General features: G+C 44.8%; 11 protein-coding genes. All 11 read left to right on the forward strand.

The annotated features are described in order from the left end of the window. Positions 1–9: 9 nt before the first annotated feature. Positions 10–2,556: a nitrite reductase large subunit NirB gene (gene nirB, locus FTV13_RS06590; protein ID WP_218945564.1), complete on the forward strand. Its 2,547-nt coding sequence runs from the start codon at positions 10–12 to the stop codon at positions 2,554–2,556. A gap of 24 nt (positions 2,557–2,580) precedes the next feature. Beyond that, positions 2,581–4,191, forward strand: coding sequence for a nitrite reductase small subunit NirD (gene nirD, locus FTV13_RS06595; protein ID WP_180011426.1), 1,611 nt, complete (start codon positions 2,581–2,583; stop codon positions 4,189–4,191). Positions 4,192–4,486: 295 nt separating this feature from the next. Continuing rightward, positions 4,487–7,267: a nitrate reductase gene (locus tag FTV13_RS06600; RefSeq protein ID WP_180011428.1), complete on the forward strand. Its 2,781-nt coding sequence runs from the start codon at positions 4,487–4,489 to the stop codon at positions 7,265–7,267. After that, positions 7,264–7,902, forward strand: coding sequence for a molybdenum cofactor guanylyltransferase (locus tag FTV13_RS06605; protein WP_180011431.1), 639 nt, complete (start codon positions 7,264–7,266; stop codon positions 7,900–7,902). Before FTV13_RS06600 ends, FTV13_RS06605 begins: the two co-directional genes overlap by 4 nt. A gap of 135 nt (positions 7,903–8,037) precedes the next feature. Beyond that, positions 8,038–9,090 (forward strand): GTP 3',8-cyclase MoaA, encoded by a 1,053-nt coding sequence (gene moaA / locus FTV13_RS06610; RefSeq protein ID WP_180011433.1) that lies wholly within the window; start codon positions 8,038–8,040, stop codon positions 9,088–9,090. A 1-nt stretch (position 9,091) separates the two neighbouring features. Next, the gene (locus tag FTV13_RS06615; protein ID WP_034170381.1) at positions 9,092–9,343 is read left to right on the forward strand and encodes a MoaD/ThiS family protein; all 252 of its coding nucleotides are present in this window, start codon (positions 9,092–9,094) and stop codon (positions 9,341–9,343) included. A 1-nt stretch (position 9,344) separates the two neighbouring features. After that, positions 9,345–9,893 carry a molybdenum cofactor biosynthesis protein MoaE gene (locus FTV13_RS06620; RefSeq protein ID WP_125279282.1) on the forward strand — a complete coding sequence of 183 codons (549 nt, stop codon included), beginning with the start codon at positions 9,345–9,347 and terminating at the stop codon, positions 9,891–9,893. Between the two features lie 49 nt (positions 9,894–9,942). Further along, positions 9,943–10,866, forward strand: coding sequence for a bifunctional molybdenum cofactor biosynthesis protein MoaC/MoaB (gene moaCB / locus FTV13_RS06625; RefSeq protein ID WP_180011435.1), 924 nt, complete (start codon positions 9,943–9,945; stop codon positions 10,864–10,866). Further along, a complete protein-coding gene (locus FTV13_RS06630; RefSeq protein WP_180011437.1) occupies positions 10,866–12,095 on the forward strand; it encodes a molybdopterin molybdotransferase MoeA in 1,230 nt (409 codons plus the stop codon). Before moaCB ends, FTV13_RS06630 begins: the two co-directional genes overlap by 1 nt. A gap of 15 nt (positions 12,096–12,110) precedes the next feature. Further along, positions 12,111–12,872, forward strand: coding sequence for a molybdate ABC transporter substrate-binding protein (gene modA / locus FTV13_RS06635; RefSeq protein ID WP_180011439.1), 762 nt, complete (start codon positions 12,111–12,113; stop codon positions 12,870–12,872). A 26-nt stretch (positions 12,873–12,898) separates the two neighbouring features. After that, complete coding sequence (modB, locus tag FTV13_RS06640) at positions 12,899–13,582, forward strand: molybdate ABC transporter permease subunit (RefSeq protein ID WP_180002452.1); 684 nt, start codon at positions 12,899–12,901, stop codon at positions 13,580–13,582. Position 13,583: the final 1 nt, after the last annotated feature.

Below are 13,583 nucleotides of genomic sequence, written 5' to 3' on the forward strand. Positions count from 1 at the left end.
AGAAGGAATATGAAACTGGTAATGATTGGCCATGGCATGGTAGGACACAAATTTATTGAATCTGTGCTTGAGCATGCGGGTGATGACGTTGAAATCACGATTCTGGCAGAAGAGCCGCGTCTGGCTTATGACCGCGTCCATTTGACTGAATATTTCAGCGGCAAATCTGCAAAAGATTTAACTTTATGTCGATCTGACTTTGCGGATGCGTATGGTATTGATCTGCGTTTAGGCACTAAAGCGGTTTCTATCAATCAGGTAACACGTACAGTAACCACCCAGCATGGTGAGGAACTGACCTATGACAAGCTGATTCTGGCAACGGGTTCTTATGCATTCGTTCCACCAATTCCGGGTAATGATCGTGAAAATTGCTTTGTTTACCGTACTATTGAAGATCTGGATGCCATTCGTGCAGCGAGCTTGAATGCCAAAAACGGTGTCGTGATTGGTGGTGGTTTGCTGGGGCTGGAAGCGGCAAAAGCGCTGCGTGACCTGAATCTGGAAACGCATGTGGTCGAATTCGCACCACGCTTAATGGCAGTACAGATTGATGATCTTGGCGGTAAAGTATTACGCAGCAAAATCGAAGATCTGGGCGTTAAAGTCCATACCCAAAAAGCAACTTCGTCTATTGAAGACGGCGTAAATGCTAAACATGTGATGAAGTTTGGTGATGGTGCCGAGCTGGAAACTGACATCATTCTGTTCTCTGCAGGGATCCGTCCACGTGATGAACTGGCACGTCAAAGTGGGCTGGCGATTGGTGAGCGCGGTGGTATCGTGATCAATGATTACTGCCAGACATCAAATCCGGACATTTACGCAATTGGTGAATGTGCGCTGTGGAATAACAAGATTTTTGGTCTGGTTGCGCCCGGCTATGACATGGCACGTATTGCTGCGAAACATGTACTTCAAGAAGAATGTGCCTCATTTACTGGCGCAGACATGAGCACCAAGTTGAAACTGATGGGTGTGGATGTTGCATCAGTTGGCGATGCACATGCCATGACACCAGGTTCACTGAGCTACTTCTATGCAGATGAAGCAGCGCAGATCTACAAAAAAATCGTAGTTAATGCTGAAAAAACCAAACTGCTCGGTGCAGTGCTGGTCGGTTGTGCCAAAGAATATAACGACCTGCTGCAAATGATGCTAAATGGTCTGGAAATCCCGGAAAATCCGGAAAGCCTGATCATGCCGGGCTTTGATCAAGCGACTGCAAAAGCAGGCGGTAGCGGTGTAGACCTGCTCCCAGACAGCGCAACGATCTGTTCATGTAATAACGTATCTAAAGCGGATATCTGTTCAGCGATTGCCGATGGTTCAACTTCACTAGGCGCTCTGAAAAAATGCACCAAAGCTGCTACAGCTTGTGGTGGCTGTGCACCGCTGGTGACGCAAGTTCTGAAATCTGAGTTACAACGTCAAGGCGTAACAGTAAATAACCATCTCTGCGAACACTTTGCTTATTCACGCCAGGAACTGTATCACCTGGTTCGTGTGAATGAAATCAAGACCTTTGATGACCTGATCCAGCAACATGGTCATGGTCTGGGCTGTGATATCTGTAAGCCAACAGTGGCAAACATCCTGGCATCTTGCTGGAACGACTTTGTCCTGAAACCAAGCCATGCCGGCCTGCAAGACAGTAACGACTACTACCTCGGTAACATTCAAAAAGATGGTACTTACTCTGTCGTTCCTCGTATGGCAGGTGGTGAAGTCACTCCAGATGGTCTGATCGTAATTGGTCAAATTGCTAAAGAATATGGTCTGTACACCAAATTGACTGGCGGCCAGCGTGTCGATATGTTTGGTGCGCAACTGCATCAATTACCAGAAATCTGGGAAAAACTGATCAATGCCGGTTTTGAATCAGGTCATGCCTACGGTAAATCGCTGCGTACCGTGAAATCTTGTGTCGGCAGCACCTGGTGCCGTTATGGTGTAGATGATTCTGTGGGCTTGGCGATCTATCTGGAAAACCGCTATAAGGGCTTACGTTCTCCACACAAACTGAAAATGGCGGTGTCTGGCTGTACCCGTGAATGTGCCGAAGCACAAAGCAAAGACGTTGGTGTGATTGCTACTGAAAAAGGCTGGAACCTGTATGTCTGCGGTAACGGCGGTATGAAACCACGCCACGCGGAACTGCTGGCATCAGATCTGGATACACAAACTTTAGTCCGCTATATCGACCGTTTCTTCATGTTCTATATCCAGACGGCTGATCGTCTGCAACGTACTTCAGTATGGCGCGACAACCTCGAAGGCGGCTTAGATTATCTGAAAGATGTCATCGTCAATGACTCACTGGGTCTGGCAACAGAACTCGAGCGTCGTATGGAGCATGTGGTGGGCACTTATCAGGATGAATGGCGTACTGCAGTTGAAGATCCAGAAGTCCGTAAACGTTTCAAAACCTTTATTAATGCCAAGGCTGAACAGCAAAACGATCCGCACGTTCAATTTACTGAAGTGCGCGGTCAGATCCGTCCAAAAACTGAAGCTGAACGCAATGCCAGCCGTATTCCGGTAGTTGAAGCCTGATTCAAAGAATAAAGGAGCAAGAATATGACAATGTTTAAAGATATGAATGAACTGAATTGGGTTGAAGTGTGTGCACTGGATGACATCACGCCTAATACTGGCGTTGCAGCTTTGGTGGAAGATCAGCAAATTGCGATCTTTCGTGTAGGTTCAGAAAAACGTGTTTATGCACTCAGTAACCAGGATCCATTTAGTAAAGCGTTTGTGATGTCACGCGGCATCATTGGTGATCTGCAAGGTGAACGTGTAGTCGCTTCACCAATTTACAAGCAGCATTTTAGTTTGGCGACTGGCCGCTGCCTGGAAGATAAAGATCAAAAACTGCTGGTTTTTCCAAACAAAATTGAAAATGGCAAGGTGTTCATTAGCCCCGTGCCACAAAAAACCTATATCACCAACAACGGTGTTTCACCGGAAAAAATGAAACTGGTACTGGTCGGTAATGGTCTGGCAGGCATGCGTTGTCTGGAAGACCTGCTGGATATGGCACCAGACCGTTATGAAATTACTGTGATTGGTGAAGAGCCGTGGGGTAACTACAACCGCATCATGCTGTCGCCAGTGCTTTCTGGCGAGAAAACCATTGATGACATCATGCTACATCCGCATGCATGGTATGCCGACAAAGGTATCCGTCTGGTTGCAGGTGATCCAGCGGTTCGTATCGATCGTCTGCGTAAGCAGGTTTATACCGAAAAAGGCGAAGTGATCAGTTATGACCGTTTAATTCTGGCGACGGGTTCCAAACCATTCGTTCCGCCAATTCCAGGTAGCGACTTAAAAGGTGTACTCAGCTTCCGCGACATCTATGATGTAAATACCATGCTGGACTACTGCAAAACCAAGAAAAATGCGGTGGTGATTGGTGGTGGTCTACTGGGTCTGGAAGCAGCTTACGGTCTGAAACAGCAAGGCATGAATGTCACAGTATTGCATCTGATGGATCGTATCATGGATCGTCAGCTGGACAGCAAAGCCAGTCAGATGCTGAAAACAGCGATTGAGCAGAAAGGTATCACCATCCTGACTGAAGCCAATACCGAATGCTTAATTGGTGAAGAAGGTCATGTGACCCAAGTGAAACTAAAAGATGGCACCGTGCTGGCTGCTGATTTGGTGGTCTTCGCAGTTGGTATTCGTCCAAATATCGCATTGGCGCAAAGTGCCGGTCTGCGTTGCAACCATGGTGTGCTAGTGAATGACACCATGCAGACTTTTGACCCAAGTATTTATGCGATGGGTGAATGTATCGAGCACCGTGGTCAAACCTTTGGTCTGGTTGAACCACTTTGGGGCCAGGCGTTCATTTGTGCATCACATCTGGCCGAGCATGGCAGCCTGACCTTTAAATCGCCAACGGTTCCGACTCAGCTGAAAGTGAGTGGTTGTGATGTGTTCTCTGCAGGTGACTTCGAACCAAAAGATGATTTTGAAGATATCGTACTGAATGACGAGAAACGTCAGATCTATAAACGCATTATTATTCAAAAGGATAAAGTCATTGGTGCGGTGCTGTTTGGTGATACGGAAGACGGTGCCTGGTATGCCGAACTGATTGCAGATCAAACCCCAATTGCAACGATTCGTAACAAGCTGCTTTTTGGTCGGGATTTTGCATTAAAGAAAGCAGGGTAAAAAATCAATTTGTCATGGTGAAACCAAGATCCGCGGAAACGTCATCCGCAACTGTTTGAGCCAAGACAAAATATGAAAATGAATGTTTCTGCGACCTTTTTGATACATGCCGGATGAGGGCGAGTTTTGCGGATCTTACGCCACAGTGTGGCTCAGGTTTTGCCTACTTTTCCCGAAAGAAAAGTAGGTCGAACCGAAGGTTGATCCAAATAAATGAGTTGCATTGAAAAGACACCGTTGTAATGAACCTTTTTTGAAAAGAATTAAATTGTGTTTCAACTCCTAAGGAGCATCCATGAACAGTATTCCCGTTGTGGAAATTGAAAGCTCCACAGAATTAAAAACTAAAACCACACAGACCACGTGCCCATATTGCGGCGTGGGTTGTGGTGTGACTGCACATGTAACGCCGACCACATCAGGTCCGAAAGTGACTGTTGAAGGCGATGCCAATCATCCTTCCAATTTCGGCAAGTTATGCATCAAAGGCAGTAATCTCGCAGATACTTTAGGTCTGGAAACCCGCTTACTGCAGCCAATGTTGGGTCGTAAAGATCAGCGTGAAGTTACCAGTTGGGATACTGCAGTTTCGACCATTGCCAATAAATTCCAGCAATGCATTGATCAATATGGCCGAGACAGTATCGCGTTTTATGTCTCAGGTCAGCTGCTGACCGAAGATTATTATGTGGTAAACAAATTCGTCAAAGGCTATCTCGGTACTGCAAACATCGATACCAATTCACGTTTATGCATGTCTTCGGCTGTTGCAGCACATAAACGAGCTTTTGGCGAAGATCTGGTTCCAGCCAGCTACGAAGATTTCGAACATACCGATATGGTGGTACTGGTCGGTTCCAATACCGCTTGGTGCCATCCAGTATTGTACCAACGCATCATGAAAGCCAAGGAACAGCGCGACCTGTTTGTGGTTGTAGTAGATCCGCGTTTTACCAGTACCTGTGAAGCAGCAGATCTACACCTACCAATTCTGCCAGGTCAGGATGTGGCGCTGTTTAATGGCTTATTGCAGTACCTCTGGAAAAATGGTCACGCAGACCAAGAATTTATTGCTCAACATACACAAGGCTTGGAGCAAGCCTTAGTACAAAGTGAAGCTGAGTCTCCGATTCAAGAAGTTGCTCAACGTACCGGTATTGCAGTCGAGAAACTGCAAACTTTTTATCAGAAATTCGCCAAAACTGAAAAAGTTATGACCCTGTTTTCAATGGGGGTCAATCAGTCTTCGCAAGGGGTGAATAAAGCCAACAGTATTATTAACTGTCATTTGCTCACCGGTAAAATCGGCAAACTCGGTGCAGCGCCATTTTCCATGACCGGTCAGCCAAATGCGATGGGCGGGCGTGAAGTCGGTGGTCTAGCCAATATGCTGGCTGCACATCTGGATTTAGAAAATCCGGGACATCAGCAGCTGGTACAAAATTTCTGGCAAAGCCCGTATATTGCTAAACAAGCAGGACTGAAAGCAGTCGATTTATTCCAGGCCGTTGAAAGCGGCAAGATCAAGGCGATCTGGATTATGGCCACCAATCCGGTGGTCAGCTTGCCAGATGCAGATCAGGTCAAACGCGCCCTGGACAAATGTGAATTCGTGGTAGTGTCTGATATCTGTCAGGATACGGATACCACACAATATGCTGATGTCTTGTTACCTGCTTTAGGTTGGGGGGAAAAAGATGGCACCGTGACCAATTCAGAACGTCGTATTTCCAGACAGCGTGCTTTTTTAGATGCACCGATGCAAGCCAAAGCTGACTGGTGGGCGATCAGTCAAGTGGCTCAGAAGATGGGTTTCACAGGTTTTGATTTTAATAATAGCCATGACATTTTTCTGGAGCATGCCCAATTATCTGCTGAGCAAAACTCTGATTTAAGTCAGCGATCTGAAACGCCATATTTCCGCTATTTTAATTTAAAAGGCCTAACCGATTTAAGCCTAGCTGAATATGATGAACTGAAACCGGTACAGTGGCCAGTATGGAGAAAAGATCAGGCAGAAGATTCAGTAGCTCGACTCTATAGCGAAGGCCAGTATAGCCATGCAGATGGCAAAGCCAAGTTTATTGCTACCACGGCAATTGATCCGGTGAATCAGATTTCCAGTGAATATCCTTTAATTTTGAATACCGGCCGGATCCGCGATCAGTGGCATACCATGAGCCGTACTGGTCTCTCTGCCAATTTAAGTACCCATCGTGCTGAGCCGTATTGTGAAATTCATCCACATGATGCCTTAAAATACGGCATTAAAGATAGCGAGCTGGTAGAAGTCAAATCGCAATGGGGCAATTGTGTCTTGCGTGCGACTGTCAGTGACAATATCCGCCGTGGACAGGTCTTTGCCCCGATTCACTGGAATGATCAGGTCGCATCCGATGCCCGGATCGGCAAGGTAGTAAATCCGGTAGTGGATGCCATTTCGGGTGAACCTGAGTTCAAGCATACTCCGGTCATCATCCATCCATTTTATAGTCAGTGGCAAGGCGTATTTTATGTGCGTCAAGGCTTTGAAAAAATCGTACAGCCGTCGATTGAAGCTACCGTGTGGTGGACTAAAATCACTACCAGCAAGGCAATACGTTATGAACTGGCAGACCGGAAGAAATTTAGCTATACCACTGAGCATTTAAAAGAATTATTGCCATTTCAGGATGAAAGTTTTGAATGGCTGAATCTTGAAGATCAGACCGCCCACATCAGTCATAGCGTGATACTTCAGGGTGGTCATGTGATTGCCAGCCTATATATTGCACCGAAGGCCTTATTGCCGGACCGCGACTGGGTGGCAAGTCTGTTTAAACGTGAACGTTTAAGTGCTATGCACCGTAAGGCTCTACTTGCCGGACAGCCGATGTCGATGGCAAATAATGAAGGTCCACTGGTCTGTAGCTGTTTTAAAGTCGGTAAAAACCGCATTATTGAAACCATTAAAACTAAAAATATTACGGATGAAAAACAGGTGACCGCATGTTTAAAAGCCGGAGGGAATTGTGGTTCGTGTTTACCTGAAATCCGTGGCCTGATTAAAACATGTCAATTGGAGACGGTAGAATGAAAAAAGGAGCCGAGAGAGAAAATAATAAAACAGCTTATCCGCGTACTGATCTGGTGATCCTGGCGGGTGGACAGGCAAGACGCATGAATGGCATCAACAAACTGTTGCAGAAATTCGATGACCAGATTCAGCTGATCAAGATTCACCAACAGCTGAAATCGAATGTTGCACAGGTCTGGATTAACAGCCATCGCGACTATTCCATTTACCAGAAACTCATTCCCAGTGTTCATTATTATCAAGATGATGAGCCAGGCTTTCAGGGGCCGTTAATGGGCATCAAAAGTGCCTGGTCGCATGTGCAGTCGGATTGCGTGCTGTTTGTCCCTTGTGACGTAACTTATATTCCTTCCAAAGTATTGCTCAAGTTGCATCAGGCTCTAGCCAAAAACAGTCTGGCTCAAGTGGCTTATGTGGAAATTAACGGCAAGCCACTTTATCCATTTTGTCTGGTCAAACGCAGCAGTCTGGCAACCCTGAACTTACATCTTGAACAGGAACAGCGCAGCCTCAAACACTGTTTTGCTGATTTGCACGCACAAGTGGCACGTTTTAAAAATCGTGCGCTATTTTTTCACAGTATTAACTCGCTGGATGAACTGCAACAGTATCAACAGCTCAAATTTCTGCACTAAAAACTGAATATTTTACTTTTGGCACAAAGTTGGAACACTTATTGCAGATCTTATTATTACAAGATTGGGCGTTTTGAGTTTCGCGCACTACATATGTGCAACAACCCGCCCAATGCCTGAAGATGGATGTTCAACATGAATATGATGACACAGCTTAAAAATGATGCCTTGTTTGTCGATCAATTCGGTCGTGGCAAGCGCAAGCTAAGGATTTCAGTGACCGATCGCTGCAATTTCAAATGTGTTTATTGTATGCCTGAACATCCTGAATGGATGAAAAAACACGATCTGCTCAGTTTTGAAGAGCTGTATCAATTTTGCGATTTTATGGTGCGTCATGGCATCCAGTATATCCGCATTACTGGTGGTGAGCCGTTAATGCGTCAGGGCGTAGTGCATTTTGTTGAACAACTGCAAGCGCTGAAAAAGCTGGGACTACAACGCATTTCCATGACTACGAATGCGCATTACTTAAAACAATATGCACAGGCCTTAAAGCAGGCGGGACTGGATGACCTGAATATTAGTTTGGACAGTCTGGATGCTGATCAGTTTAAACAGCTGACTCAAAAAGATTTGGCACCTGTGCTGGAAGGAATTCAGGCAGCACAAGTCGCTGGATTAGCGATTAAGATCAATACCGTATTGATGCAGGGTATCAATGATGATCAGATCCTGCCATTGGCGCGCTGGTCAGTTCAGCAAAACATTGTCCTGCGCTTTATCGAATTTATGCCACTTGATGGTGATCACAATTGGTCTACTGAGCATGTAGTCAGTGAACAATACATTTTAGAAACTTTGGCGACTGAATTTACGCTCACTCAAAAAACTAATAATTCTGCCCAATCAGCTTCGGAACCCGCACGCCAGTATCTGATTGATGGCCATCCAATTGGAATTATTTCAACCATTACCAATTCATTTTGTGGCAGCTGCGACCGCTTGCGATTGACTGCACAAGGTGAATTTTATAACTGCCTGTTTGCACCTCAAGGTTTGAATCTTAGAAAGGAAATCAAATCACTAAATGCATCTGTAGCTCTAAGTGAGTTGAATTTGTATGGTGCTTTATCCCGATATATCTGGAACAAAGAACAGGGCTTTCATGCCATAGAGCAGCGTTTAAAAAATCAAAGTATGAATCAAAACAGCCGCAAAATTAGTATGCACATGATAGGAGGCTAAGATGTCACAGATCAGAATCAGAATTGAAGCCTTCGGTGCGGTAGAGCGACAGTTACCGCAAGATCTCGAAATTATCTGCAAATCTCAAAGTACCGTATCTGAAGTTTTGAATCAGGTGGGACAAGATTATCCTGATGCATTTGGCATGATTGAACGCTGTGCCTGTGCCATCGGTGAAGATATCATTTCACGTCAGACACCTCTTCATGCTGACAGTACTTTGGTGCTGTTGTCACCTGTCGCAGGAGGCTGAAATGAGCAAATTCAAACAGATTTCCCGGATCCAAGATACTGCTTTAGATCTGGAAAGTTTTGATCCGATCCAGTCTTTTCCTGAATGTGGTGGAGTCGGCGTATTTATCGGAACGGTACGTAATCACCATGAAGGTAAAGCAGTCAAGGCACTGAAATATACGGCCTATACACCTGTTGCAGAAAAAATGATTCGCCAGATTGAACAAGAAATCCAGGCCAAATACGGCGTGTCCTATGTGCGGGTGATTCATCGAATTGGGGCACTAGATATTGGTGAAAAAGCCATTATTGCAATTGCTTATGCTGCACATCGACGTGAAGCTTTTGCTGCTTGTGAGGAAGCAGTAGAGCGGGTCAAACATGAGGTGCCAGTCTGGAAAGAAGAGTTTTATATGGATGGCAGCAGTCAATATGTTGAGGGGTGTTGTATCCGTAAAGATGTAGAAATTACTCATACGCATCGTCATTCAGAACATTCAGATGAGACGCATCAACATTGTCATCATGCCAAAGAGAATACACCATTCATCTATCAATGGCCGATATAAGTCAGAACAGACATACGTTTAAAGAAGAAATAAACTATAGGAACATGCAATGAAAAATGTCGGGATGAAAGCAGAAAGTTATCGGACTGCAGTAGCTACAGGGATTCTGCATGCACCGCCACATTGCATTGAGTTATTACGAAATGGCAATACGGAAAAGGGTGATGCACTAAAGACAGCTCGCATCGCCGGGATTTTAGGGGCTAAACGAACCGATGAACTGATTCCGCTGTGTCATCCTTTACCAATTTATCGTGCAGATGTGGAATATGAACTGTTTGATGCGCATGTCAAAATTATTGCCACAGTAGAGACTATTGGTCCAACCGGTGTGGAAATGGAAGCCTTGACTGCCGTTAGTCTGGCTGGATTAACCCTCTATGACATGCTCAAACCACATTGTGAACCGGAAGATCTATGTCTGGATCAATGTAAATTGCAAAAGAAAAAAGGCGGTAAATCGCATTTTACCCGTGTCTTAAAAGAAGCCTTGCCAGCATCCATCATTGTGCTTTCAGATACAGTCGCTGCCGGTAAAAAACCGGATACAGCAGGGCAAAATGTCCTGGAAATATTACAAGAAGCCAATTTTGAAAATATTGCCTATCAGGTAATTCCAGATGATCCTGAACAGTTATTGGCATTGGTTCATCAACAGAAAAATGACTATCCATTGATCCTGACTGTAGGTGGAACAGGCTTAGGTCCTAAAGATCTAACAGTTGAAACTTTACAGCCTTTACTGAAACGGGAAATTCATGGACTCATGGAAGCTTCACGCAGTTTCGGCCAGAAACGAACGCCGTATGCGGCTTTAAGTCGTGGCGTTGCTGGCTATATTGATAACAGTTTGGTAATGACTTTACCGGGCAGCCGACAAGGTGCCAAAGAATCTTTAATTGCCGTACTACCAGCGTTGGTACATTTATTTGATGTGCAAAAAAATATTCCACATCAAGGCGGTTATCAATAATGTCTGGATGCGGAGCAGACCATGGTCTGATTACAGTAGATCAGGCTTTAGAATTGATTTTGCAGCATACTCAAGTGTTAGCAACTGAACGACTGAAGTTGAATCAGGCCCTGAATCGTTATCTGGCAGAAGATATTTATTCTGGGATTAATTTACCGTTATTTTCGCAAAGTGCCGTAGATGGTTATGCACTGTGTACCCAAGCTGCAATTGAGCCAGAAAGTGAGTTTCAGCTTATCGGTGAAATTCGGGCAGGGCAACAGGATGAGCTGCAACTTCAGGATGGTCAGGCAGTCAGGATTTTTACCGGTGCTAAAATTCCGCTTGGGACTACTACGGTCGCACGTCAGGAAATTGTTCAAGTGATTGATTCATCCAAAATCAAAATTATGGAACAGCTCAGCGCTCATGCCGATATTCGCGATGTGGGCGAAGAAATTTCAGTCGAGCAATTATTGGCCAATAAAGGTCAACAGCTGTCAGTCGGTGCAATTGCCTCTTTAAGCATGGCGGGAATCAATACTGTTGAGGTTTTTCAATATTCTAAAGTGGCTGTGGTCATTACAGGTGATGAAGTTGCTGAAAGTATAGAAGACTTTGTAGCGGGTAAAATCTTTGATGCCAACGGTCCCTTGATTGAAGCCTGGTTTCAGCAAGCCGGGCAGCAGGTTGAAATTTTTCATGTTGCAGATACTGAGGCGGCAGTACGGAATCTCATTCAAGAATTATCAGCAAGCTATGACCTGATTTTAACCACAGGCGGTGTATCTGTCGGAGATTATGATTTCATTCGGCCTGTAGCACTAGATTTAGGCTTTGAACAGATATTCTGGAAAGTAAAACAGAAGCCGGGCAAGCCGATGTTCTTTGCCCAGCTACAGCGAAATGATAGTTCACATTGTTATCTGCTGGGTTTGCCGGGAAATCCCGCAGCAGTGTATGTCGGCATGCAGATCTACACCGCAACTTTATTAAATGCCTTACAAGGACACAAATCTCAGCCGAACTGGTTTAATGCTGTACTCACCCATGATCTGAAAATGGATACCAGAGAGCGCTTTTTAAGAATGTCTGCCAGCTTTGAGCAGTCGGTTTTACGAGTTAAAAGTCTGTCTAAGCAGCAATCACATATGCTGAGCAATCTTATGCAGGCTAATTGTCTGGTTCGCATTCCGGCAGGAAAAAGCCTGAAAGAAGGGGATCTTGTTCAAGGCTTATTTATTCACTGATAAGGGTAGATGCACATGAAAAAATCTCTGTTTTTATCCATGTGCATTGCCATGATGTTTTCCTCAGTCCATGCAGGAACAGTGAAGGTTTACGCCGCAGCGAGTCTAAATAATGCTGTGACCGAAATTTCCAGGATTTACCAAGCCCAACATCCACAAACTAAGATTATTTCTGTATTTGGTGCATCTTCTGCTTTAGCCAAACAGATCGAAGCAGGAGCTAGTAGTGATCTATACTTTTCAGCTGATCAGGATTGGATGAATTATCTGGTACACAAGAAACTTATAAATTCCAGTTCAGTTCATCCCATCCTGTTAAATCAGTTAGTGGCGATCAGCCCGAAACATCTGAATATTCATTTTAAACCCCAGTCCAGTTTTAATTTTGCCCAGTCCTTTAAAGGTTATGTATGTACCGGGCAAATGGAATCAGTGCCTGCCGGAAAATATGCCAAGCAAAGTCTGACCAAACTGAACTGGTTAAATGGCTTGAAAGGACGAATTGTTGGAACGGATGATATACGCTCGGCTTTGGCTTTCGTCGAACGCGGTGAATGTGAAGTGGGGATTGTCTATAAAACTGATGCCTTGATCAGCCGAAAAGTAAAAATCATCGGTACTTTCCCAGCAAATTTACATAGTCCGATTGTTTATCCTTTAGCTTTGACACGGCAAGGTGTGCAGAATAAAGAAGCAGTGCAATTTGAACAATTTATACAAAAAAGTGCGCAGGCTAAAGCCATCTTTCAAAAATATGGATTTAGGCTGAACCCCTAGACAATGGCTGGAGAAATAACTGCAAGATGTTAAGTCCAGAAGAACTCAGTGCGCTCTACCTGTCTGCCAAGGTGGCCAGCTTTGCGACCTTATTCTGTTTACCTTTTGCAGTAGCATTGGCTTGGGTTTTGGCCAGATATGAATTTCGGCTTAAGTTTCTGGTCGAAGCATGTTTGCAATTGCCGATGGTGCTGCCACCTGTGGTTTTGGGTTATCTGCTTCTGATACTGTTTGGTAATCAAGGCATGATTGGCCAATATCTCAATACACTCGGATTGCAACTGGCATTTAACTGGAAAGGGGCGGTATTGGCCTCGATGATTGTGGCATTTCCGCTGATGGTGCAACCGATCCGTTTGTCATTTCAGCTCATGAATCAGCAACTCGAACATATCGCAGGTTCATTGGGCGCAGCACCGTGGAAAGTGTTTTGGAGTATCAATTTACCTCTGGCGATTCCCGGTATGCTGATTGGTAGCATCTTATGTTTTAGCCGCAGTCTGGGTGAGTTTGGTGCCACCATTACTTTTGTGGGCAATATTCCGGATGAAACCCGCACTATTCCCATCGCAATTTATTCCTTACTGCAACAACCAAATGGTGAAGAAATGGCGATGCGTCTGGTGACATTGTCTATTTTCTTGGCATTTACTGCCTTAATTGCCAATTATTTTATTTTGCAAAACTATCAACGGAAATTAGGAGGCTGAA

This window comes from Acinetobacter sp. YH12235 (assembly GCF_013417705.1).
Taxonomy (GTDB): domain Bacteria; phylum Pseudomonadota; class Gammaproteobacteria; order Pseudomonadales; family Moraxellaceae; genus Acinetobacter.

Bases quoted from the DNA above. Each gene is read 5' to 3' on its own strand.
- nirB (WP_218945564.1), top strand. From the start codon at position 10: ATGAAACTGGTAATGATTGGCCATGGCATGGTAGGACACAAATTTATT.
- nirD (WP_180011426.1), top strand. From the start codon at position 2,581: ATGACAATGTTTAAAGATATGAATGAACTGAATTGGGTTGAAGTGTGT.
- FTV13_RS06600 (WP_180011428.1), top strand. From the start codon at position 4,487: ATGAACAGTATTCCCGTTGTGGAAATTGAAAGCTCCACAGAATTAAAA.
- FTV13_RS06605 (WP_180011431.1), top strand. From the start codon at position 7,264: ATGAAAAAAGGAGCCGAGAGAGAAAATAATAAAACAGCTTATCCGCGT.
- moaA (WP_180011433.1), top strand. From the start codon at position 8,038: ATGAATATGATGACACAGCTTAAAAATGATGCCTTGTTTGTCGATCAA.
- FTV13_RS06615 (WP_034170381.1), top strand. From the start codon at position 9,092: ATGTCACAGATCAGAATCAGAATTGAAGCCTTCGGTGCGGTAGAGCGA.
- FTV13_RS06620 (WP_125279282.1), top strand. From the start codon at position 9,345: ATGAGCAAATTCAAACAGATTTCCCGGATCCAAGATACTGCTTTAGAT.
- moaCB (WP_180011435.1), top strand. From the start codon at position 9,943: ATGAAAAATGTCGGGATGAAAGCAGAAAGTTATCGGACTGCAGTAGCT.
- FTV13_RS06630 (WP_180011437.1), top strand. From the start codon at position 10,866: ATGTCTGGATGCGGAGCAGACCATGGTCTGATTACAGTAGATCAGGCT.
- modA (WP_180011439.1), top strand. From the start codon at position 12,111: ATGAAAAAATCTCTGTTTTTATCCATGTGCATTGCCATGATGTTTTCC.
- modB (WP_180002452.1), top strand. From the start codon at position 12,899: ATGTTAAGTCCAGAAGAACTCAGTGCGCTCTACCTGTCTGCCAAGGTG.